At 76.3% G+C, this 24,177-nt stretch carries 13 protein-coding genes; 9 read left to right on the top strand and 4 right to left on the bottom strand.

What is annotated here, in order from left to right; all coding sequences use genetic code 11:
• Positions 1-39: 39 nt before the first annotated feature.
• Together HNR12_RS07545 and HNR12_RS07550 are read right to left on the bottom strand one after the other, a co-directional pair.
• A complete protein-coding gene (locus HNR12_RS07545; protein WP_179766810.1) occupies positions 40-2,454 on the bottom strand; it encodes a serine/threonine-protein kinase in 2,415 nt (804 codons plus the stop codon).
• Positions 2,455-2,735: 281 nt separating this feature from the next.
• Entirely contained in the window at positions 2,736-3,929 is a 1,194-nt protein-coding gene (locus HNR12_RS07550; RefSeq protein WP_179766811.1) for an oxygenase MpaB family protein, read from the bottom strand.
• Positions 3,930-5,127: 1,198 nt separating this feature from the next.
• On the opposite strand from HNR12_RS07550, the gene HNR12_RS07555 reads away from it, so the two are divergent.
• Entirely contained in the window at positions 5,128-5,748 is a 621-nt protein-coding gene (locus HNR12_RS07555; RefSeq protein ID WP_274706650.1) for a response regulator, read from the top strand.
• 293 nt (positions 5,749-6,041) lie between these two features.
• Positions 6,042-6,749, top strand: coding sequence for a MerR family transcriptional regulator (locus HNR12_RS07560; RefSeq protein ID WP_179766813.1), 708 nt, complete (start codon positions 6,042-6,044; stop codon positions 6,747-6,749).
• A 41-nt stretch (positions 6,750-6,790) separates the two neighbouring features.
• Here HNR12_RS07560 and HNR12_RS07565 read toward each other — a convergent pair whose 3' ends face one another.
• Both HNR12_RS07565 and HNR12_RS07570 read right to left on the bottom strand, forming a co-directional pair.
• The gene (locus tag HNR12_RS07565; protein WP_222601309.1) at positions 6,791-7,456 is read right to left on the bottom strand and encodes an HAD family hydrolase; all 666 of its coding nucleotides are present in this window, start codon (positions 7,454-7,456) and stop codon (positions 6,791-6,793) included.
• A gap of 164 nt (positions 7,457-7,620) precedes the next feature.
• Positions 7,621-8,760 (bottom strand): hypothetical protein, encoded by a 1,140-nt coding sequence (locus HNR12_RS07570; RefSeq protein WP_179766814.1) that lies wholly within the window; start codon positions 8,758-8,760, stop codon positions 7,621-7,623.
• 395 nt (positions 8,761-9,155) lie between these two features.
• Here HNR12_RS07570 and HNR12_RS07575 point away from each other — a divergent pair, with 395 nt between their 5' ends.
• The 7 genes from HNR12_RS07575 (at position 9,156) to HNR12_RS29475 (ending at position 23,609) form a co-directional block, all read left to right on the top strand.
• Complete coding sequence (locus HNR12_RS07575; RefSeq protein ID WP_179766815.1) at positions 9,156-10,907, top strand: fatty acyl-AMP ligase; 1,752 nt, start codon at positions 9,156-9,158, stop codon at positions 10,905-10,907.
• Positions 10,907-16,681, top strand: a complete 5,775-nt coding sequence (locus HNR12_RS07580) for a type I polyketide synthase (protein WP_179766816.1) — start codon at positions 10,907-10,909, stop codon at positions 16,679-16,681. The genes HNR12_RS07575 and HNR12_RS07580 overlap by 1 nt, the downstream gene beginning before the upstream one ends.
• Positions 16,678-19,773: a type I polyketide synthase gene (locus HNR12_RS07585; protein WP_179766817.1), complete on the top strand. Its 3,096-nt coding sequence runs from the start codon at positions 16,678-16,680 to the stop codon at positions 19,771-19,773. Before HNR12_RS07580 ends, HNR12_RS07585 begins: the two co-directional genes overlap by 4 nt.
• A 91-nt stretch (positions 19,774-19,864) precedes the next feature.
• Complete coding sequence (locus tag HNR12_RS07590; RefSeq protein ID WP_179766818.1) at positions 19,865-20,650, top strand: thioesterase II family protein; 786 nt, start codon at positions 19,865-19,867, stop codon at positions 20,648-20,650.
• A gap of 162 nt (positions 20,651-20,812) precedes the next feature.
• Complete coding sequence (locus HNR12_RS07595; protein WP_179766819.1) at positions 20,813-21,799, top strand: AfsA-related hotdog domain-containing protein; 987 nt, start codon at positions 20,813-20,815, stop codon at positions 21,797-21,799.
• A 2-nt stretch (positions 21,800-21,801) separates the two neighbouring features.
• Positions 21,802-22,044 (top strand): DUF5988 family protein, encoded by a 243-nt coding sequence (locus HNR12_RS28295; RefSeq protein WP_179766820.1) that lies wholly within the window; start codon positions 21,802-21,804, stop codon positions 22,042-22,044.
• Between the two features lie 317 nt (positions 22,045-22,361).
• Positions 22,362-23,609 carry a DUF418 domain-containing protein gene (locus HNR12_RS29475; protein ID WP_179766821.1) on the top strand — a complete coding sequence of 416 codons (1,248 nt, stop codon included), beginning with the start codon at positions 22,362-22,364 and terminating at the stop codon, positions 23,607-23,609.
• The last annotated feature ends 568 nt before the right edge of the window (positions 23,610-24,177 follow it).

Genomic DNA, 24,177 nt, shown 5'->3' on the forward strand with positions numbered 1-24,177 from the left:
CCCGCCGGTCCGCGGCGCGCGGACCGGCGGGGGCGCGCCTTAGCCCTCCGTGGGCGCCAGCGCCATGACCGGTCTGGTGCCGAGGTGGTGGGAGAAGCCCGTGGCGCCGGGGTCCTCCACCGGTTCGGCGGTGGTGCAGTTGCCCAGCATCCGGCCGCCGTGGCCGCCCTCCGGCAGGGAGGGCGTGATCTGCTCGCAGGCGTACTCGCCGATCAGCAGGGTCTGCACGCCGGTGCCGGAGTAGTCCATCAGCATCTCGCCCTCGCCCGCGGCGAAGGACTCCGCCAGGTCCATGGCCTCGGGGCAGGACATGTCCCAGACCTGGGGCCGCACCTCGTAGGACGCGCCCTCGGCCTCGACCCGGCCGCACACCGGCGACACGATGACGGCGTTCACCTGGGGCAGCGCGTCCTGGCTCGCCATCGTGGTGTCGGCGGGCTGGGGGTCGCTGACCTCGACCGCCTCGTCGACGGCGGTGAAGTCGATCCGCACCTCCCACTCCTCGTGGGTGTGCTCCAGCCGCAGCGGCTGCCCGGTCTCGGGGTCCACCCACAGCCGCCCGGTGGTCTGCGAGCGCTCCACCCGCCCCTCGGAGAGCACCTGGGCGGTCATGGGGCCGGAGTAGACCCGGGCGGCCGAGGCGCCGACCTGCTCGGGCTCCTCCTGCTCGGCCAGTTCGCCCGACTCCGCCAGCGAGGCGAGGGAGTCGCCGATCAGCTGCGGGCCGTAGGCGGCGGCCGGGTAGTCGGCGGGGTCGGCGAGGTCGGCCGGGTCGGTGGGCTCGGCCAGGGGGTCCTCCGCGACCGTGCCGTAGACGTAGACGGCGCCGTCGACGTTGGCCACGGCCACCACCGACTCCTGGGGCACGCCGCGGCCCCGGGTGGACTCGTCGCCCGGCAGGAAGTAGCCGCTGGCGAGGAACACCGGCCGCTCCCCGCCGGCGTAGGAGTACACCATCTCCGAGCGGCTCTGCTCCACCAGCTCCTCGGGGGCGACCCCCTGGGCGGCGGCCTCCTGCTCGGCGTACTCGGCGGTGTACTGGCGCACGACCTCGGCGGAGAACCCCCGGCCCTGCTCCAGGTGCTGGGCCGCCGTCTGCACGGCCTCCTCCGGGCTCGGCCCGGCCCAGGCGGTGTAGCCGGCGATCCCGCCGGCCACCACGCCCCCGCCCACGACGATGGTGGCGGTGGCGGCGGCGATCTTGCCCAGCGCGATGCCGGTGGCCCCCTGGGTGGCCGCCCCGCCCGCGCCGGTGCCGCCCAGGCCGCCCAGCCCGCCGAGCGCCCCCGCGCCTCCGGCGGTGCCGCCCGCGCCCGTACCGGAGGCGCCGGCCCCGCCCGCCGCGCCGGCCAGGGCGGCGGCCCCGGCGACCGTCGCGCCGGCCGCCGCGGCGCCGGCCCCCAGCGTGATCCCGGCCGCGGCCGCCCACAGCGCGGGCTCGTGCCATCCGGCGTCCACGCCGTGCCAGTACCGGGCCAGCGCCGAGCGCAGCCGGTCGGCCAGCGGCCGGGTGCGCTCGGCGAGCCCGCCGGCGGCGGCGTCCGCGCCCTCCGCGTCGGACACCAGGTCCAGCAGCGCGGTGAACGCCTCCAGCGCGGCGGGGCGGTCCTCGGGCCGCTTGGCCAGGGCCCGCTCCACCAGCGGCAGCAGGTCCTCGGGCACCCCGTCGAGGTCGGGCTCGCCGGTGAGGACGCGCTCCTTCAGCTCGGCCGGCGTGCCCGTGCCGAAGGGGGCGCGCCCGGTGGCGGCGAGCACGACCAGGCCGCCCCAGGCGAACACGTCCACCGGCGGGGCGGCGGGCGCCCCCCGGTAGCGCTCGGGGGCCACCCAGCCGGGCGTGCCGTAGGAGGCGGCGGCATCGGGACCCTGCGCGTCGTCGGGCGCGGTGGCGATCCCGAAGTCGACGATCTTGGGGCCGTCGGGCGCCAGGATGACGTTGCCGGGCTTGATGTCGCGGTGCACGATCCCGGCGGCGTGGACGGCGGCCAGCGCCTCGGCGGTGCCGGCGGCGAACGCCCGCAGCATCGCGCCGTCGAGGGTGCCGACCTGGCGGACGTGCTGGTGGAGGTTGCGGCCGGGGATGTAGTCGGTGGCCACCCACGGGCTGGGCGCGTCGGGGTCGGCGGCGTGCACGGCGGCCGTGCACACGCCGTTGGCGCGGCGCAGCAGCGCGACCTCGCGGGCGAAGGCGGCGCGGAACCCGGGGTCGGCGGCGTGCTCGGCGTGGACGGTCTTGACGGCCAGGCACCGGCCGTGCTCGTCCAGGCCGCCGTAGACGGCGCCCATGCCCCCGGCTCCGATGCGGCCGATGACGCGGTAGGGGCCGACGGTGCGCGGGTCCTCGGGCCGCAGGGGGCTCAGCTCCACGGGGAGCGGGGCGGCGGGCGGGGCCGGGGCGGGTGCGCCGGTGTGGGGGGCCGTGGGCTCGCCGGGAGTGGCGGAGGCGCCGCTCATGGGGTCGGGGGCCTTTCTGGGTGGTTCGGGCCGCCGGCGCGCGGTGGCGCGCCGGGGGTCGGGATGGCCCGGCCGCACCGGCGCGGCACCGGCGGACCGGGTGTGTGCCGCCGCGGCCGTCGCGCCGCGGAACGGACGGGATTCAGCGGACCGCGCCGCCGCGCGCGTCCACACACCGGTCGTGAGGGTGGCCTTGCAGCGAAACGGTAGATTACGGCACTGACCGGCGTCGCGCCGCTGGCCGGAGGCGGCCACGCCGCCCCGCCGGGGGCGCGGCGCGGCTACCCGCCGGTGTCGGCGCCCGCGGCGGCCGCGCGGTACTCGGCGGTCTCCAGGTGGGCGAACTCGGTGCGGCGGTAGGCGGTGTAGCCGGCCAGGGCGCGCTCCCAGGACTCCGGGGTGGCGCGCTCCAGCTCGCGCACGCGGGCGTTGGACACGGCCAGCAGCGGCGCGAACGGGCCGATGTCCTCGGCCGCCAGGCCGAGCGCGTCGGCGGCGGTGTCGCCCTGCAGCAGCCGGGTGAGGGCGTGCAGCATGCGGCGGGCGGCGGGGGCCTCCAGACCCAGGACCGAGCCCAGCCGGCCGCCGGCCAGCGCCTCGATGAGGGCGTGCACCAGGGCGCGGGCGCTGTCGTCGGGGGCGTCGTTGGCCGATTCCACGAGGTCGAGCAGGGCGCCGGCCGAGGCGTGGTCGGCGGCCTCGGCGTATAAGCGGGGGTCGAGTCCCATCAGCGCTGCGACGGTGTGCCAGTAGCGGTAGAGGCCGCGCTCCTCGTCGGGGGTGAGCACGATCCCCACGCGCTCCAGGGCGCGGAAGGGCACGACGGTGAAGTCCAGCCAGGTGCGCGCCAGGTCGACCTGGTTGACGGGCACGCCCCAGCGCGCGGTGTCCCAACCGCGCCGGCGGGCGGACGCGCGCACGCGGGCGTGCATGAGGCGCACGTGCACGCTGTCGGTGTAGCCGGGGGCGCCCCGGCGCAGGCCGCCGGGCACGATGGCGTTGGCCCGCCACAGGCCGGTCTCGGCCAGCCGCCGCGCGGCGTCGCCGGTCAGCCGGCCCGTGCCGGTGAGGACCCGGGCGATGGCGGGAGAGCTGTAGGTGTGCACCAGCGAGCCCAGCGCGAAGCCCATGCGGCTCCAGAACGGGTCGACGGTCATGGAGGCGAGGTCGCCGCGGTCCAGGAGCGCGGGGTCGGCCGCCGCGACGGCGGCCTCGGAGTCGGCGAGCAGCGCGGCCACGGCGGGCGGCGGGTCGGTGAGGGCGGCCAGGCCGTCGCGCAGGCCGGCGGCGAGCGCGGCGCGGGCGGGCCCGGCCCAACCGCGGTCGGCGAGTTCGGCGGCGGCGGCGTCGGCGAGGGGGTCGCCCGTCTGGAGGCCCGCGCCCACCAGCCGCAGGCCGGCCGCGCCGTGGCGCCGCGCCAGGGCTTCGGGGTCGCGCACGCGCGGCGGTGCCGCGGTGGAGGGGTCGTCGGTCATGGCTGCCTTCCCACAGTCCGCCCACGCCGCGGGCGTGATCACCGAGGGCAGACTACCGAGCCGCGCGGTCGGCGGGGCCGGCGCGGCCGGCGCGCGGCGGTCGGATATTCACCACGTCCCGGAAATCGCGAAATTCCTTCACATTCCCGGTGTGAAGTGCGGGAAACCGGGGTACCCGGCGGGCCCGAGACCACTGGAAAGGGACCGACCGAATTTACCGGAGAGGAGGTGTACATACCGTTCGGCGGCGGTGCGCCCCCGCAATTCACGCGGCGCCTCCGCCCTGAGAATAGCGCGGACCGGCGCCGTTCACCGAGGGTCACGCCGGAGGCGGCGAGCCGCGCCCGCGCGCCGCATCGCCCAATGCGCGGGCAACCGCGCTGTTTCCTGCTGGTTCGCCCGGGATCGCCCATGCGGCGGCAAACGCGGCGGGGGAATTGCCGGGAGTTGATCTTCGTCTGCGGGGTCGGCATTCCGGTCGCGGACGCGGGGCAACGGCAATGAGTTCGGCCGCTGGCCGACATCGGCCGGTGAGCGGCGGCCACCTTGCGTGCATGCCAGGATACAAAGGGAGAGGTCACCGGCCCCCGGCAGGTCAGACCATGATCGAATTCCGGGGCGGCGCGCGGAAATGCCCGACCGGCAGGCGAACGCGCCGTGTTATCACCGGCATATCGCCGGGGCCGACCAGGCCGTGGCCTATGCTGATCGCGTGCGGGCGGTTCGCAATGACCGCACCGGCCGGGGAAAGCAACGGCGCGGCCCCACTCGTTCCACCACGGCATATGCTCCGCACGGCCCGACCCCTCCGGGCCCCGAAACTTCAACTTCCCGAAACAATAGCAGCAGGACAGGGAAATCAGGCCGTGATAGAAAATCCGAAAGCATGAATGAGTCTTCAATTCCTGTTCACCCGGCCATCGCCGCCGCTATGGTGGAGTCGCAGCGGGGTACCTGTCGAGCCCGGTATCCCAGCGCCCCCGGCACGTGAACTCCGGCTACCGCGGCCACCCGCCCGGTTCACTGCCAAAACACGCAGAGGAATGGCTCACGGTCATGATGGTAAAGTCCGGAACGCAGCCGAGTCCCCCTCTCCCCCGTCCCGCACCGGCGCCGATCGCACAGTGCATTCCGTTCATGGCCCACCGCAACTTCCGGCAAAGCGCTCCGTGAGGTTCCGTTGACTATTCGGATTGTCTTGGCAGACGACCACACACTTTTGCGTGAAGCGCTCCGTGAGGTTTTGTTGACGGAAGGCGACTTCCGGATCGTCGGCGAGGCCGGCGACGGCGAGTCCGTCGTGGAGTGCGTCTCGCGGGTGCGGCCCGACGTGGTCCTGCTCGACGTCGACATGCCGCGCAGCTCCCCCGTCCAGACGGCCACCCGGCTGCAGGCGGTGTCGCCGGGCACGGCCGTGATCGTGCTGACCATGTACGACGAGCCGCAACTGGTCAAGGACATGCTCCAGGTGGGCATCAGCGGCTACCTGCACAAGGGGATCAGCCGCCGCGACCTGATCGCGGCCATCCACAGCGCGGCCAACGGCCAGCAGCAGGTCACGATGTCGGTCTCGCGCGACACCATGGTGTCGGTGGGGTCGAACTCCTCGGGCCTGCTCTCCGAGCGCGAGCAGGAGGTCCTGTCGCTGGTGGCCGTGGCCATGAGCAACCGGCAGATCGCCATGCGGCTGTCCATCACCGAGGGCACCGTCAAGCGGCACCTGCGCAACATCTTCGGCAAGCTCGGCGCCGAGTCGCGCATGGACGCGGTCAACAAGAACAAGGCCGTGGTGGCCGACCGCTACCACCGCCGGGCCTGAGCGCCCGCCCCCGCCCGCTCCCCTCCTTCTCCCCGCACCCCGCCGCCCGGCTCCGCGGGGCCGGCTCCGGCGGGGGCCGCCCCTGGCGACCACGCGGTGCGCCGCACCGGCCACCAGGCGAAGTGGGCTACCATACACGCCGGTACGCCCGAAACGCGCAGCGGGCAACGGGACGGCCGCCTAGGGATCCGCGGCACGGAGAGTGTAACCTTATGGATAGCGATACTGTCCGCTATCACAGTGGACCGTGCGCGTGGCCACCGAAGGCGGCGACAACGTAGGGAGGCCGGTCCATGCGGATCGCGGAGCTGAGTCGGAGTACAGGCGTGCCCGCGCCGACGATCAAGTACTACCTGCGCGAAGGACTCCTGCCCCCGGGCGAGCGCACCAGCCGCAACCAGGCGCAGTACGACGAGCGCCACGTGCGCCGCATCAAGCTGGTGCGCGCCCTGGTCGAGGTCGGCGGCCTGTCCATCGCCACCGCGCGCGACGTGCTGGCCCGCATGGACGCCCCCGAGCACGGCCTGCTCACCTCCCTGGGCAAGGTGCAGTTCGCCATGTCCACCCCGCCCTCGGCCACCGTCGAGGACGAGGTGTGGGACGAGGCGGTGCGCCGCGTGGACGAGCTGATCGAGCGCCGGGGCTGGCGCTCGGTGCCCTCCAACCCCGCCCGCAAGACCCTCGCCTCGGTCCTGGCCACCCTCCAGCGCCTGGGCCAGACCGACAAGCTCGACCTCCTCGACAGCTACGCCGACGCCGCCGAGCGGATCGTCGACGACGAGATCGAGGTGCTGCTGCGCCGACCCGACCTCGACAGCCTGGCCGAGGGCCTGGTCGTGTGGATCGCCCTGGGCGACGTCATGTTCAGCGCGCTGCGCCGCATCGCCCAGGAGAGCGCCGCCACGCCCCGGCTGCCCGACTCCGGCGAGGCCCCTGGCGGCACCTCCGCGGACGCCGACGACTCCGGCACCGGACCCGAGGGCCCGGCACCGGAGTCCTGACGGGTGGCGCGGTGCCCCCGCGCGGGCGGGCACCGCGCCGGTCATCCGGCGGCCGGCGCCGGCGCCATCAGCCGGCGCAGCTCCGCCACCGCCGCGCCGGTGCCGGCGAACCGGATCGCCTGCCAGCCCGCCGCCACGGCCCCCTCGCAGTTCTTGGCCAGGTCGTCGACCAGCAGGCACTCCTCGGGCCGCACCCCGGCGCGCTCGGCGGCGAGGTCGAACATGTCCTTGCCGGGCTTGCGCCGGCCCACCTCGAACGACATCACCACGTCGTCGAAGACCGACTCCGGCGGCACCATGCGCCGCCAGTGCGCGTCCCAGGCCGGGGGCATGTTGGAGAGCATGCCGACGAACACGCCCCGCGCGCGCAGCGCGTGCAACTCCTCCAGCCAGACCTCGTTGGTCTCGCGGTCGTCGAACCAGGTGTCGGCGAGGGACACCAGCGAGGCGTCGATGCCGTCGGAGTCCCGCAGCACCTGGGCCACCTCGCCCAGCCACTCCTGCTCGGTCACCAGCGGGGTGTCCAGCGGCAGCATCATGTCGTCGGTGCCGTAGCGGGCGGTCACCGCGAACACGGCCCGCATCAGCGGTTCGGGCGGCAGCCCGGTCTTGGCGCAGAACGCGGCGAAGGTGTGCTCGACCGGCGGGGTGAGGACACCGCCGAAGTCGGTCCAGACGGCCTTGATGGTGGTCGGTTCGATCGTCACTGGGGTGTCCCCGTTCAACTGTGCGTGCGCGTGGGCGCGGGTTCGGGCGTGGATGGTCGGCGTGGGCCTGTCAGCGGGGGTCCGCCGGGCGGGGCGCGGCTGCCGGGGCGGGCGGCGGGCCGCCCGCCCCGGCAGCCGGGTCGCGAGAGTCAGCGGGCGGGGGGTCAGGCCGCCGGCGCCGAGGAGGGGGCGCGGTCGGCCGCGGCCCGCCCCGCGGCGGGCGCGCCGTACTCGGCCGGGCGCGTGGCCAGGCCGCCCAGCAGGGCGCCCAGGCAGGCGGTGAACACCACGGTGCCGGTCCACATCTCGGCCGGCCAGCGGATGCCCTCGGCCAGGTGCAGGCCCAGCATCTGGAAGGACCACACCAGGGCGGGGAAGAGCGCGCCGGCCAGCGGCAGGCGCAGCAGGGCGGTGGTGCCCCGGCGCCGGTCCAGCAGCACCAGCAGGCCGTCGGCCGCGGCGGCGCCGGCGATGGCCAGCACGGCCGCCAGGGTGTGCACGTCGGGCAGCTGGTTGATGGCCAGGAAGTAGACGATCACGCCGGTGGTCACGGCGGTGCCCATGCCCGGCAGGGCGGCGCGGCGGCGCAGCATGAGGATGAGCGGGATGGTCAGCAGCAGCGTGGTGATGAAGTAGGCGGTCACGCCCTGCACCGCGACGTACTCGTCGGGGGTGTCCACGATGCCGCCGTAGTCGCCGAGCTGGGGCGCGTAGGCCACGGTGGGCGCGCCGGTCATGAAGGCCGAGACGTAGGTGAGCAGCACGGTGGCGGCGATGGCGGACATGGCCGCCGACACGATCCCGGTCACCGCCCGCCAGCCGTTCTCGCCCGAGGCCCACCACGAGCGCAGCGGGCTGGTGACCAGCAGGAGGCCGCCGATGCTGACCAGGGTGTGGCTGGGGCTGAAGGAGGGCAGCAGGCCGATCTCGATGCCCAGGATCTCGTGCCAGAGCATGTCGCCCACGCCGCCGGCGCCGAAGACCAGCACGCCCAGCGCGCCGACCCGGTAGCCGTTGGGCCAGCCGTCCCACCACCAGCGGGGATGGCGGTCGCGCCGCCGGTAGGCGAGCAGGAACGTCCAGGCGACCGTGGCCAGGAACCCGGTGTAGAGCACGGCGTGCCACCAGGTGAAGAAGCCCTCCAGGGTCTCGATGACGTTCTTGTGCGCCCAGCCGTCGAGGGTGACGCCGATGGTCATGACGCCGCCCAGCAGGACGGTCACCCAGTCGTCGCGCTGCGACGCCATTCCGCTGCCGGCGCTGAGCGGGCCGGAATCCCGGCCGAGAACGGTGCTGCGGTCCATGTGGCCTGCCTCCTCGGATTCCCTCCGGGTCGCCGCTCGGTGTGCGCCGTTGTTTTGCCTGGCCCCGGCTGTTTTGCGCACGTCCGGTGGCCGAGAGTAGCGGCAAACCCGCCGGAAACCAGCTGTGAATTACTTTGCCAATGGATTCTCGCACTGCGCACTCAAGTAGCGGTGAATTGCGGATCAAAGCGCGGTGCAGTTGCCATACAGGTCCCCCTACACCGCAATGACGCCGCTTGCGCAGGCCATCGCCGCAGCTAGATTATGGCTTCGATGGCGAATCCAGCAAGAGCCGGCACCGTTGACGCGGCCCCCTCCGCGGATTTCCCCGTCGATTTCCCAGCTTTCCCGTTGTCTTTGGATTTCTGTCACCGGCCAGCTAAGGGTAGGCGTAGATGAAGGTTGTCCCGAAGGCGTCGACTCTCGCCGAATCGCTTTCCGCACAGGCGCGGGAGCGCGGTTCGGCGACCGTCTACCGGTTCCTGCCGGACGGCGAGAACGAAAAACGCGCGCTGACCTTCGCCGAGCTCGACCTGGAGGTGCGGGCGATCGCCGCCCACATCCAGCGGGCGGTGGCCCCCGGCGAGCGCGCGCTGGTGCTGACCTCCGAGTCGGCCGACTTCATCCGCGCGTTCCTGGCCTGCCAGTACGCCGGGGTGATCGCGGTGCCGGTCTACCCGCCGCTGCCGCTGAACTCCCTTCGCAAGACCGAGACACTGCGCGCCATCGCGCGCGACGCCGGGGTCGCGGCGGTGCTGTCCAGCTCCACCGTCGGCTACCGGGCGCACTTCGCCACGGCCGCCCCCGAGTTGGCCGCCGCCGCGTGGATCGCGGTGGACGCCGTCCCCGACCACGACGCCGCCGACTACCGGCCGCACCGCGCCCGGCCCGCCGACGTGGCGTTCCTCCAGTACACCTCGGGATCCACCGCCCTGCCCAAGGGCGTGGTGGTGACCAACGAGGCGCTCATGCACAACCAGGAGTACATCCGCCGCGCCGGGGACTACACCCCCGAGACGGTGATCGTGAGCTGGCTGCCGCTGTTCCACGACATGGGCCTGATCGGGACCGTGCTGCCGGCGGTCTACGTGGGCCTGGAGGCGGTGCTGATGCCGCCGCTGGCGTTCGTGCAGCGGCCGGTGCGCTGGCTGCGCGCCATCAGCCGCTACAGGGCGACGGTGGCCGGCGGCCCCAACTCCGGCTACGACCTGTGCGTGCGGCGCGTGCGCCCCGAGGACCGCGAGGGGCTGGACCTCAGCGGCTGGCGCATCGCGTTCAACGGCGCCGAGCCCGTGCGGGCCGCCACCCTGGAGTCCTTCACCGCGGAGTTCGCCCCCCAGGGCTTCGACGGGCGCGCGTTCTACCCCTGCTACGGGCTGGCGGAGAACACCCTGATGGTCACCGGTTCGCGGATCGCCGACCCCCCGGTCACCCTGGCGGTTGACCTCGCGGTGCTCCAGAGCGAGCGCCGCCTGGCCCTGGGCGGCGGGCACCGGCTCGTGGGCTCGGGCCGCCCCCTGGAGGGCCGGCGGCTGGCGATCGTGGACCCCGAGACCCACCTGGAGGCGGCCCCCGGCACGGTCGGCGAGATCTGGTCGGCCGGCCCCGACGTGGCCGCCGGCTACTGGAACAACCCCGAGGAGACCGAGCGCGCCTTCCGGGCGCACCTGGCCGACACCGGCGAGGGCCCGTTCCTGCGCACCGGCGACCTGGGCGTGCTGCACGAGGGCGAACTGTTCGTCTGCGGCCGGTTGAAGGACGTGGTGATCGTCGAGGGCCGCAACCACTACCCGCAGGACATCGAGGCCACCGTCGAGGCCGCGCACCCGGCCGTGCGGGTCAACTGCGTCGCCGCGTTCGCCGTGGAGCGCGACGACGCCGAGCACCTGGTGGTGGTCGCCGAGATCGACCCCGCCCACCGGACCGTGGACCTCGCCGAGGTGGACCGCGCGGTGCGCGCCGCGGTCGCCGGCGCGCACAGCGTCCCCGTCGGGGAGGTCGCCTTCGTGGCGCCCGGCGCCGTACCCAAGACCACCAGCGGCAAGGTGCAGCGCCGCGCCTGCCGCGCCGCGTTCGAGCAGGGCGCGCTGACCCCGGCCCGCGGGACGTCCGCCCAGGGGTCGCGGCAATTCGAGGGAGCCAAGTGATGTTTGACCGCGATGCCGTCGCCGACTGGCTGATCCGGCGGATCTCGGAGGTGCTGGAGGTGCCCGCCGAGACGGTGGCGCCCGACACCCCGTTCATGCAGATCGGCCTGTCCTCGGTGCAGGCGGTGGAGCTGACCGACGACCTCCAGCGCTGGACCGGGCTGACCATCCCCCCGACCTTCGCCTACGACTACCCCACCATCGCCGAGGCCGCCGCGTTCGTCGCCGCCGAGGCCGCGGGCGCCGCGCCCGAGGCCGCGCCGGCCGCGGAGCGGCCCGCGGTGTCGGCCGGCGAGCCGGTCGCGATCGTGGGCATGGGCTGCCGCATGCCGGGCGGCGGCGGCCTGGAGGGCTACTGGAAGACCCTGCTGGAGGGCGTCGACGCCATCAGCGAGGTCCCCGCCGACCGCTGGGACGCCGCGGCGCTCTACGACCCCGACCCCGCGGTACCGGGCAAGATGAACACCCGCTGGGGCGGGTTCGTCGACGGGGTCACCGACTTCGACAACGAGTTCTTCGGGCTGACCGCGCGCGAGGCCGGGCGGATGGACCCCCAGCAGCGCATGGTCCTGGAGGTCGCCTGGGAGGCGCTGGAGGACGCCGGGATCGCCCCGGCCGGGCTGGCGGAGTCGGCCACCGGCGTGTTCATGGGGGCCTCCACCTACGACCACGGGGCGGCGCTGCTGTCCTCGGGCGCGGAGTCCGAGCCCTACGACGGCACGGGCGGCGCGCTGAGCGTGGTGGCCAACCGGCTGTCCTACTGCCTCAACCTGCGCGGCCCCAGCATGGCGGTGGACACCGCCTGCTCGTCCTCCCTGGTGGCCGTGCACCTGGCCTGCCAGGCGCTGCGCAACGGCGAGGCCGACCTCGCCATCGCCGGCGGCGTCAACGTGATCACCAGCCCCAAGATCGCGCTGAGCTTCAGCAAGGGCGGCCTGATGGCGCCCGACGGCCGGTGCAAGACTTTCGACCACCGCGCCGACGGCTACGTGCGCAGCGAGGGCGTGGGCGCGGTCGTGCTCAAGCCGCTCTCGCGCGCCCTGGCCGACGGCGACCGGATCTACGCGCTGGTGCGCGGCGGCGCCGTCAACCAGGACGGGCGCACCAACGGGCTGGCCGCGCCCAACCGCCTGGCCCAGGAGGCGGTGCTGCGCGCCGCCTACGCGGCCGCCGGGGTGGACCCCGCCGAGGTCGACTACGTCGAGGCGCACGGCACCGGCACCGCCGTGGGCGACCCCATCGAGGTGGGCGCCTTGGGCACGGTGCTGGGCGCCGGGCGGCCCGCCGACCGGCCGCTGCGGGTGGGCTCGGCCAAGTCCAACGTGGGCCACCTGGAGGCGGCCGCGGGCGTGGCCGGGCTGATCAAGACCGCTCTGGCGCTGTACCACCGCACGCTGCCGCCGAGCCTGCACTTCCAGAGGCCCAACCCCATGCTGGGCCTGGACCGGCTGCCCGTCGCCGTGCAGACCGAGGCGGCCGCCTGGCCCGGGCGCGCGGGCGGGGCCCCGCTGGCGGGGGTCAGCTCCTTCGGTTTCGGCGGCACCAACTCCCACGTGGTGCTGGCCGCCGGGCCCGAGCCGGCCGCCGGCGCGGCGGTCTCGGCGGCCGCCGAGACCGCGGCCGGCGCGCGCGGCGCCGAACCCGAGGCGCCGGTGCGCAGCCACCTGGTGCCGGTGTCGGCGCGCACGGAGGCCGCGCTGGCCCGCCGCGCCGCGGCGTGGGCCCGCCTGGCCCGCGCCAACGCCGACGACCCGTCCTGGCTGCCCCGCGCCGCCGCCGCTGCCGCGCTGCGCGGCGACCACGACCGGCACCGCGCCGCCGTGGTGGCCGCCGACGCCGCCGAACTGGCGGCCGGCATGGACGCGCTCGCCGCCGGCGAGCGGGCCGCCGACGTCTGCGGCCCCAACACGGTGTCGCGCCGGGCCCGCCGCCCGGTGCTGGTGTTCCCCGGCCAGGGCTCGCAGTGGGAGGGCATGGGCCGGCTGCTGGCCGCGTCGGTGCCGGCGTTCCGCGCGGCGATCCGCCGCTGCGACGCCGAGATCGCGCGCTGGCTGGGCCGCTCGCTGTGGAGCGACGACACCGGGCTGGTCGCCAAGGGCACCGCCGAGGTGCAGCCGGCGCTGTTCGCCATCGAGGTCGCCCTGGCCCGCACCTGGCTGGCGTGGGGGCTGGCCCCGGCCGCCGTGGTGGGCCACAGCATGGGCGAGATCGCGGCGGCGCACGTGTCGGGGGCGCTGTCGCTGACCGACGCCGCGCGGATCGTGGTCGAGCGCAGCGGCCTGCTCACCGAGCTCTCGGGCAAGGGCGGGCTGGCGCTGGTCGAGCTGGACCTGGACGAGGCCGAGGCGATGGTGCGCGGCCGGGAGCACGAGCTGGCGGTCGCCGCGCTCAACGGCCCCCGGGCGACCGTGCTCTCGGGCGACCCCCAGGCGCTGGACGGGGTCATCGCCGACCTGGAGGGACGCGGGGTGTTCGCCCGCCGCATCACGGTGGAGTTCGCCGCGCACAGCCCCCAGGTGGAGCCGCTGCAGCCGCGCCTGCGGGCGGCGCTGCGCGGGATCGCGCCGGGCCCGGCCGAGACCGAGCTCTACTCCACGGTCACCGGCGAGCCCGTCGACGGCCGCGAGCTGGGGCCGGAGTACTGGGAGCGCAACGTGCGCGCCACGGTGCGGTTCGCCCCGGCGCTGGAGCGGGTGCTGGCCGACGGCCACGACACGTTCATCGAGGTCGCCCCGCACCCGGTGCTGATCCGCTCGGTCACCGAGACCGCCGGCGCCTCCGGCGGCGCCGACGTGGCGGTGGTGTCCTCGGTGCGCCGCGACGAGGACGAGGCGCGCGGCATGCTGCGCGCCCTGGGCGAGCTGTACACCGTGGGCGTGGCGGTGGACTGGACCGCCCTCTACGGCGGGACCGCCGAACACGTGGACCTGCCCCCGCACGGCTGGGACCACCGGCGCTTCCCGCTGCTGCGGCCCACCGGCACCCCGGCCGGGCTGCCGGGCGCAGGCGGCGCCGGCGCGGCGGCCGACGGGCTGCTGGGCCCGCGCATCCCCGTGGGGGCCGACCCCGCCCTGCGGCTGTGGGGCCTGCCGCTGGACCTGGCCTCGGCACCCGAGCTGGCCGACCACGTGGTCGACGACATCCCGGTCGTGCCCGGCGCCTACTGGCTCTCGGCCGCCGCCCAGGCGGCCGCGGCCGCCGCGCCGGGCGGGCCGGTGCTGCTGGAGGAGGTGGCCTTCGTGCAGCCCTGCCCCCTGGTGGGCGAGCGCGACCCCGGCCTGCAGCTGGCCCTGCGCCCCTCCGACGAGGGAGGCGACACCCTGCTGATCACCTCGTTCCGCGCGGGCGCCCCGGTGGTCCACGCGCGGGGCGTGCTGGGCGCCGCCGGTGGCGCGCCCGAGCACCCGCCGCTGGCGGAGCTGCGGGCGGCCTGCTCCGCACCGGAGTCCGTGGACGCCCTCTACGAGCGGCTGGGCGGCACCGGCCTGCACTACGGCCCGCGCTTCCGGGGGCTGGCCGAGCTGTGGGCGGGCTCCGGGCAGGCGCTGGGCCGGATCGCGCTGCCCGACGGCCTGGGCGCCGGCGCGCCGCCGCTGCACCCGGCGCTGCTGGACGCCTGCTTCCACACCGTCGCGGCGGCCGTGGGCGAGCGCCAAGGCGAGCTGCCGCTGCCCTCGGGCGCCGAGCACGTGTGGTCGCGCCAGGACGCCGCCCCGCTGCGCGCGGGCTGGGTGCACGCGCGGGTGGTGGCGGCCCGGGGCCGCGACGTGGACACCGAGGTCGCCGTGTTCGACGACGCCGGAACGCCGGTGTGGTCGGCGCGGCGGCTGCGGGTGACCATGGCCGCGCGCCGCCGCGCGGCCGAGGAGGGCCGCCTCTACCAGGTGCGCTGGCAGCCGGTGGAGCCACCGCGCCCGGCGGCCGGCGCGGGGGCCTGGCTGCTGCTGGCCGACCGCGGCGGCGCCGCGCGCGCCCTGGCCGACCTGCTGGCCCGGGCCGGCGACCGCAGCCTGGTCGCCGTCCCCGGCGCCCCCGCCGCGCCCGACGAGCGCTCGCTGGAGGAGGCCGGCTACGCCGGCCTGCTCGCCGAGGCCGCCGCGCTGGGCGCGCCGCTGCGCGGCGCGGTGGACCTGCGGGCGCTGCCGGCCAGCGGCGCCGAGCCGGCGGGCGAGGCGGCGCTGGACGAGGCGGCGCTGCGCCGCCACGCCGCCGAGGCGCTGGAGCTGACCCGGGCCCTGGCCGAGGCCGCGCGCGCCGGCCGGGCGCCGCGCCTGTGGCTGGCGACCTCCGGCGCCCAGACCGCCTTCGGCGGCTCCGGCGGCGCCGGGCTGCCCGGCGCCGCGCTATGGGGCCTGGGCCGCGTGGTCGCCAACGAGCACCCCGAGACCGGCTGCACCGTGGTCGACCTGGACCGCCCGGTGCGGCGCGGCGACCTGGAGGCGTTCGCGGCGCTGCTGCGCGCCGAGGACCCCCCCGCCCAGGTGGTGCTGCGCGACGGCGCGTTCGCGCCCCGGTTGGCGCCGCTGCCCTCGGCCGCCGCCGCGGCCGAGGCCCCCGTGCGCGCGGACCGCACCTACCTGCTCACCGGCGGCCTGGGCGCTCTTGGCCTGCAGACCGCCCGCTGGCTGGTGGAGCGCGGCGCCCGGCACCTGCTCCTACTGGGCCGCTCCGCGCCCTCGGAGCAGGCGCGGGCCGCCGTCGCCGAACTGGCCGCCGACGGCGCCCGGGTGCGCGTGGAGCAGGCCGACATCGCCGACGCCGCCGCCCTGGGCGCGGTCCTGTCCGGGCTGGGCACCGACTCCCCCGACCTGGGCGGGGTGTTCCACCTGGCGGGGGTCCTGGAGGACACCCTGGTCGCCGACCTGGGCGGCGACGGCCTGCGCCGCGCCATGGCGGGCAAGGCGCTGGGCGCCTGGAACCTGCACACCCTCACCCGCGGCCGGCCGGTGGAGCACTTCGTGCTCTTCTCGTCCATGGCCGCGGTGCTGGGCTCACCGGGGCAGGGCGCCTACGCCGCCGCCAACGCGTTCCTGGCGGCGCTGGCCGGCGAGCGCGCCGCGCTGGGCCTGCCCGCGCTGTGCGTGGACTGGGGGCCCTGGGGCGGCTCGGGCCTGGCGGTGAGCGCGGGCGGCGTGGACCGGCTGGCGGCGCGCGGTGTGCCGCCGCTGACCGGCGAGGTCGCCTTCGAACTGCTGGACGAGGCCATGCGCGGCGGCGCGCCCAACGTGGTCGCGGCGGCGTTTAACTGGGCCGACATCAGCCGCACCGGTGCGCTGCCGAGCGTGCGGCTGCTGCTGGGCGACCTGCTGCCCGCCGACGGCGCGGCCGCGGCCCTGCGCGGCAGCGCCCGCGCGGCGGTCCTGGCGCTGGAGACCCACGAGCGGCGCGCCGAGGCGCTGCGCGGCTTCCTGCTGGAGCAGGTCGCCTCGGTGCTGGGTGCCCCGGCCGCCCGCCTGGACAGCGGGGTGCCCTTCCAGGAGCTGGGCTTCGACTCCCTGATGGCGGTGGAGCTGCGCAACCGGCTGGAGTCGGCGCTGGAGGTCCGCCTCTCGGCCACGATGGTCTTCGCCCATCCCACCGTGGACGATCTGACCGCCGGCCTGCTGGACCGGCTGGCCCCCGACATCACCGCCGCCGCGGCCCAGGGCCCCGGCGCGGCGGCCGAGGACGGCCCGGGCGACGACGCCGACGGCCTCGCCGAACTGGACGACGACCAGCTCTCCGCGCTCCTGGCCGAGGAGCTGGGCGTGCTCGACACGATGGAGGAGCAATGAGCCAGCGAGCCCCCCAGGACCAGCGCCGGCTGCTTGAGCAGGCGGTGCGCCAACTGCGCGAGACCCGGTCCCGCCTGGAGGCGGCCGAGCGGGTGCGCGGCGAGCCCGTCGCCGTGCTGGGCGCCGGCCTGCGGATGCCCGGCGGCGCCGAGGACCTCGACGCCTTCTGGGAGCTGCTGAGCACCGGCGCCGACACCGTCGCGCCGCTGACCGACAGCCCCGACGGGGTGCGCCCGCCGGTCGCCGAGCGCCCGGCCGTCCGCCACCAGGCGGGCCAGCTGGACCGGGTGGACGCCTTCGACGCCGGGTTCTTCGGGATCTCCCCCGAGGAGGCCGACCGGATGGACCCCCAGCAGCGCCTGGTGCTGGAGGCCGCGTGGGAGGCCGCCGAGGACGCCGGCCTGCCGATCGAGCGGCTGCGGGAGTCCACCACCGGGGTGTTCCTCGGCGTGTACGGCACCGACTACCTGACGATGCAGCTCACCCGCACCGGCATCAACGCCTACACCGCGCCCGGCGGCGCGCACAGCATCGCCGCCAACCGGCTGTCCTACCTGCTGGACCTGCACGGCCCCAGCGTCGCGGTGGACACCGCCTGCTCCTCCTCGCTGATGGCGGTGCACCTGGCGGTGCGGGCGCTGCGCCAGGGCGACTGCGACCTGGCCCTGGTGGGCGGGGTGAACCTGGTGCTCTCCCCGCTGTCGACCGAGGTCACCGGCCGGGTGCTGCCGCTGGCGCCGGGCGGGCGCTGCCGCGCCTTCGACGCCGCCGCCGACGGCATCGTGCGCGGCGAGGGCTGCGGCATGCTGGTGCTGTCCCGGCTGTCGGACGCCCGCGAGCGGGGCGGGCGCGTGCGCGGCGTCATCCGCGGCACGGCCGCCAACCACGACGGCCGCACCAACGGCCTGACCGCGCCCAACCCGCGCGCCCAGGCCGACCTGCTGCGGCGGGCGCTGGCCGACGCCTCGGCCGCGCCCGAGGACGTCGTCTACATCGAGGCGCACGGCACCGGCACCCCGCTGGGCGACCCCATCGAGGTGGAGGGCCTGCGCGAGGTCTACGGCAAGGGCGACCGCCCCTGCGCCGTCGGCTCGGTCAAGACCAACTTCGGCCACCAGGAGGCCGCGGCGGGGATCACCGGGCTGATCAAGTCGCTGCTGGTGCTGGAGCGCGGCGTCGTGCCGCCGCTGCTGCACCTGACCCGGCTCAACCCCGAGATCGACCTGGCCGGCAGCCGCATGACGCTGCCCACCGCGCCCGCGCCGCTGCCCGACGACGGCCGGCCGCGCCTTGCCGCGGTGAGCAGCTTCGGGTTCGGCGGCGCCAACGTGCACGCCGTGCTGGAGGCGGCCCCGCCGGCCGAGCCGGTGGCCGTGCACGAGCCGCGCAAGCTGCTGCTGGCGCTGTCGGCGCGCGGCGGCGCGGCGCTGCGGGCGCTGGCCGACCGCTACGCCGAGCGCCTGGCCGGCGCCGACGACGCCGAGGCCGCCCGGGTCTGCGCCGCCGCCGCGACCGGCCGCAGCCACCACGGCCACCGGGTCGCGCTGAGCGCCGCCGACGCCGAGGGGCTGCGCGCGCAACTGGCGTCGGTGGCCGCGCCGGCGGTGCCGGTGCGCGCGGGCACCCGGCCGCGCGTGGCGTTCGTGTTCAGCGGCCAGGGATCGCAGTGGGCGGGCATGGGCCGCGCGGTCCTGGACCGCGAGCCGGTCGTGCGCGCCGAGGTGGCGGCCTGGGACGCCGCCGTCCTGGACCGCGCCGGGTGGTCGGTGCTGGAGCAGCTCACCGCCGGCGAGGACGCCAGCCGGGTCAACGAGACCGAGGTCGCCCAGGTGACCATCGCCGCGCTCCAGGCCGGGCTGGCCGCCCTGTGGCGCTCCTGGGGGGTGCGCCCCCACGCGGTCGTGGGGCACAGCATGGGCGAGATCGCCGCCGCCGCGGCGGCCGGCCTGCTCGACCGCGACCAGGCGGTGGAGCTGCTGCTCAAGCGGGCGCGGCTGACCGAGACCGGCGCGCGCGGCGGCGCCATGGCCAGCGTCGCGCTGCCGCTGGAGGAGGTCGAGCCGCTGGTCGCCGGGGTGCCCGGCGTGGGGATCGGCGCCGTCAACGGCCCGCGCTCCACGGTCGTCTCCGGCGCGCCCGAGGGCGTCGAGGCGGTGCTGGCGCGTGTCGCCGAGCGCGGCGCGGCCAGCCGGCGGCTGCGCGTGGAGTACGGGTTCCACAGCCCGCTGCTGGAGGCCCAGGGCCGGGAGCTGGCCGGGGCCGTGGGCCACATCGCGGCCCGGACCGGGGCCGAAAGGATCCACTTCTACTCCACGGTCACCGGAACCCGGCTGGAGGCCGCCGCGCTCACCGGCGCCCACTGGGCGCGCAACCTGCGCGACGCGGTGCTCTTCGCCCCGGCGGTCACCGCTCTGGCCGAGGCCGGGGTGACCGTGTTCGTCGAGATCGGCCCGCACCCGGTGCTGGTCCGCGATATCGCCGCCACCGCCGAGCGCGCCGGTGCCGCGCCGGTGGCGGTGGGCAGCCTGCGGCGCGGCCACGCCCCGGCCACCTCGCTGGACGCGTCGCTGGGCCGGCTCTACGCCGCCGGGCTGGACCCCGACTGGGAGGCGGTGCTGGGCGTGCCGCCGGCCCCGGTCGCGCTGCCGTTCTACCCCTGGCAGCGGGAGCGGCACTGGCTGCCCGCCGAGGTCGTCGACGCCGCGGCCGCCGAGGCGGCCGAGGAGGCCGCCGCACCCGCCGCCGACCCCGCGCTCGCCCCGGGCGCCGCCGGGGCCGAGGTCCCGCTGGAGGAGCGGGTGGCGGCGCTGTCGCTGTTCGTCCGGGAGCGCATCGCCAAGGCGCTGGGCCGGCCCGGCGCCGAGGACGTGCCCGGCGACGCCGTCCTGGAGACGCTGGCCCTGGACTCGCTGGTGATCGTCGAACTCAAGAACCAGGTCGAGACGCAACTGGGCGCGCTGGTGCGCCTGCAGACGCTGCTGGAGGTGCTGGAGGGCGGCACGGTCGACGACCTGGCCCGCGCCATCGCCGCCGACGAGGCCGACACGCGCGCCGCCGTGGCCGCGCCGGCCGCCGCCGGGGAGGCCCGATGACCGCCGCCGGCGCCCCCGACGGCGCCTCCGCCACCCCCGACCGAGCCGAGTCCGGCGCCGGGTCCGCCCCGGCCGCCGGGAGGGAGTCCAGATGACCATCGCCTCCGCACCGCGAAAGACCGCCGCCCTGCTGCGCACCCGCCCGGCGGTGCTGCGGGCCGCCGCGCCGCAGCCGGCCGCGACCGTGCGGTTGGTGTGCTTCCCGCACTCCGGCGGCGGCCCCGCCGCCTACCACCGCTGGGCAGCCGCGCTGGCGCCCGACATCGAGGTGTGGCCGGTCACCCTGCCCGGCCGCGCCGGGCGCGCCCGCGAGCCGCTGGCCGGCGCGTGGGGGCCGCTGGTCGAGGAGGCCACGGCCGCCGTCCTGGAGGAGGTGCCCGGCCCGGTCGCGCTGTTCGGCCACAGCCTGGGCGCCGCCCTGGCCTTCGAGGTGGCGCGGGCCATGACCCGCGCCGGCGAGCCGCCGGTGCACCTGCTGGTGTCGGCGCGCACCGCGCCGCAGCAGCCCCGCTTCCGGATCGACCTGCCGGCGGGCAACGCCGAACTGCTCGACGCGGTCGACCGGGCCTACGCGGGCGTGCCCGCGGCGGTGCGCGACTCCGCCGAGCTGCGCGACCACTTCACCCCGATCCTGCGGGCCGACCTGGAGTTGTCCAACTCCTACACCTACCGGCCCGGCCCGGCGCTGCCCTGCCCGATCACCGCCCTGGGCGGCGAGACCGACGCCACGGTGTCGGCCGCCGACCTGGCGGGATGGGGCGACCACACCCGCGCGGGCTTCGAGGCCCACCTGTTCCCCGGCGGCCACTTCTACCTGGAGAACGCCCCGGCCCGGGTGCTGGACACCGTCTGGCGCAGCGTCGTCCGCCCGGCCTGACCGGCGGGCGCGTTCGCGCCCTTCGCCCCGGCGCGCGGCGCGGCGGCCGCGCCGCGCGCCGGGGCGGACGGCGCCGGGCCGCCCGCGCGGCCCGGCGCTCCCGGCGGGCACCCCGACCCCGTATTCGATCCGCAGTCCGCGCCGAGCAGGAGATCACGCCCTATGACCGAATCGACCCAGGCCCTCGCGCCGCCCCTCGACGCCCTCAGCTTCGAGCAGACCGTGCCGTGCTCGGTGGCCCACCGCCGGGCGCTGGGCGAGGTGTTCGTCGCCGACTCGGCGGCGGGCCCCGACGGCGACGTCTTCCTCGCCCTCCAGCTGCCCCGGGCGCACACGCTGTGGTTCGACCGGACGACGCCCTTCCACGACACCTTCTCGGTGGCCGAGGCCGCCCGCCAGGGCTCGTTCGTGGCCCTGCACCGGCACCTGGGCGTGCCGGTGGGGCTGCCCTTCACCCTGCAGCGCTTCGAGTTCGCCGTGGCGGACCTGGAGTGCTACCGCGACAGCGGGACCGCCCCACTGGAGGGGATTCTGCGCTACACGGTGGCCGACCGCGCCGACCGGGGCGCCGACTTCAGCCAGATGCGGCTGCGCGGCGAGGTCGCCGTCGGCGGGCGGCAGGCCATGACGATCGACGCCGACGTCGTGTTCCTGGCCCGCGACGACTACGCCGCGCTGCGCCGCTTCCAGCTCTCGCGCAAGCCCGCCGGGGAGCCCTACACCCCGCCGCCGGCCTTCGCCCCGGAGCTGGTGGGCCGGCTGGACCGGCGCAACGTGGTCGTCGGCGACTCCCCCGCCGCGAGCGGGGCCGGCGAGGCGCGGTTCGCGTTCGTCGTGGACCGCACCCACCCCTCGTTCTTCGACCACGACTACGACCACGTGCCGGGGCCCTTCATCGTGGAGGGGTTCCGCCAGGCCGCGCTGGTCACCGCCACCCGCACCGGGGCCGCGGACTCGCCGCTGATGGCCGTCACCGGCTGCTCCACCCGCTTCACCAGCTTCGGGGAGTTCGACTCCCTGCTGGAGTGCACGGCGGCCGTGGCCGAGGTGTCGGCCGAGGGGGCCGTGACCGTCGAGGTGGGGCTGCACCAGTTCGGCAAGCGCCTGGCCGAGGGGCGGGTCGAGCTGACCCCCCTTCCGGGGAGGTGAGCGTGCCCGCGGTCGCGGAGGTCCCCGGTACCGGCGACGCCGAGGACGCCACCGAGGTCGTCCTGGTCGGCGGGCCCGCGGACATCCCCGCGGAACTGCGCGTCCACCGGCTCCGGGCCGGGGAGTCCACGATCAAGCTCCTGCACAACGGCGGCTACGAGCACTTCGAGTGCGTGGTCTCCACACTGGGGCGCGGCCGGCCCCCCGTCTTCCAGTGGACCGGGCGCACCCGCATCGCCGAGTGAGGCCCCTGCCGTCCGCCGCCCTCGCCCCTCCTCCGACCGACCACCGCCCCGCGGGGCCCGCACGCAGACCCCTGAGCGCCCCCGTCCGGCGCCGAGAAGAACCGGGCCGACCCGCCCGGTTCTTTTCGGTTGGCCGCGGCGGGGGCGCGCGGTGGCGGGCGGCGCCCCCGGTTCGCCGGAGCGCCGGCCGGCGCCGGGACGCCCCGCCCGGACGCCCCCGCCCCGTTCGTCCCCGCGGGTACCCCCCGCCCCGTCCCCGAGGCGGGCACCCACCCGTACCCGCACGCCATGACCGAAGGTCAGGAACAGGAGACAACGTGAAATCGACAGGTGGACCCGCACCTGGCCCGGTGGACGTCCGGACGCGCTCGCTCGCGCCGGATCTGACCCGGGGCTACATGCTGCTGCTCATCGCGCTGGCCCACGCTCCGCTGTTCATCGCCACCGGTGAGGCCACCGGCGCCGACCGGATGGTGGAGACGGTGCGCACGCTGCTCGTGGACCAGCGGGCCCGCCCGCTGTTCGCCTTCCTGTTCGGCTACGGCCTGGTGCAGATCATGCTGCGCCAGCAGGCGCGCGGCGCCGAGGAGTGGGGGCCGATCCGCCGGATCATCAGCCGCCGCGGCCTGTGGATGGTGGTCATCGGGCTGGCCCACACCCTGCTGTTCGTGGACATCATCGCCGTCTACGGGCTGGTGTCGATCCTGTTCGTGGGCCTGCTGCGGGTCTCCGACCGGGCGCTGCTGTGGGGGGCCGGCCTGGCCATGCTGCCCACGCCGGCCATCGGCTGGATCGTGGCGGGCGGCGCCCTGGCCGGGGAGCCGGGGATCATCACCACCTCCATGACCATGCAGGACCCCTGGGTGTCGGCCGCCCACCGGTTCCAGTCACTGCCGGTGGAGTTCGCCGGACGCATCCTGGGGGTCACCCCCGCGCTGCTGATGGGCTTCTGGGCGGCGCGGCGGCGGATCCTGGACGAGCCGGCGCGCTACCGCCGCCCCCTGGTCGTCACCGCCGTGGCCGGGCTGGGCACCGCCGTGGTCGGCGGGCTGCCGGCCGCGCTGATGTACTCGGGCGCGTGGACGCCGCCGCCCGCGCCCCTGGACCAACTGCTGGCGACCCTGCACTACCCTGCCGGGTTCGCCGGCGGGCTGGGCTGGGCGGCGCTGATGGGCCTGCTGGCGCTGCGGCTGGACGCGGCCCGGGGGCGCCTGGCCACCGCCGTGGAGGCGCTGGGCCAGCGGTCGATGAGCTTCTACCTGCTGCAGTCGGTGGTGTTCGTGCTGCTGTTCACCCCTTACGCGCTGAACCTGGGCGCCGAACTGAGCGTGACCGAGGCGTCCCTGGTGGCGGTGGGCGTGTGGACGGCCTCCCTGGTGCTGGCCGACCTGATGCGCCGCGCGGCGCACCGGGGCCCGGCCGAGATCCTGCTGCGCCGGTTGACCTACGGACGGCCCGCGCCCGCGGGGGCCGCTGGGGGTCCGGGGGGTGCGGGGGCCGCGTCGGCGCCCGGCGCCGGACCGGCGGCCCGGGGCCCGGCACCGGGGGCCGGGCCCCGGGCCTGACCGACGAAGGAGGGCCGCCCGGCGCCCGGCGCCGGGCGGCCCTTCGGCGCGACAGGGCAGGCCAGGACAGGACATGGTGGCCGGCGGACTTCCGGTCTGGGACGGCGACCACCGGACCTCGCGGCGGGGGCCGAGGCGGCGACGAGGGCGGCGAGGGTGAGCAGGGCCCGGGGCGGCGAGCAACGGTCCTCACAGCGGGGGTCAGGGCGCCAACGGGGCGGCGACGGCAGGCAGGGGCCGAGGACACCGATAAGCGGCGCTGTTCGTGGTCGGCTGCGGTCGCGTCGGGGGCGGCGAGGGCGTGCGGGGAGGGGCCGCGCCGTGAAGACGTAAGGTCGGCGGCGTGGAGGCTTGGCGGATGATGCGGCCGGGACGGTGACCGAAACCCGGATGTCGCCGGTATACAGGACGGCGCTTTGTCGCCCTCTGCCCCTTTCGCGCCCTCGCAGGGTCATCCCGAAGGCACCCACCAGGCCACACGGAAGTCCGAGTGACCACATGGTGAGACACCCAGGGCTCCCACCACCCCCTCGCCGCCACGCCGCGTACACCAGCCACCCACCCCCGG

The organism is Streptomonospora nanhaiensis (assembly GCF_013410565.1).
Lineage (GTDB): Bacteria > Actinomycetota > Actinomycetes > Streptosporangiales > Streptosporangiaceae > Streptomonospora > Streptomonospora nanhaiensis.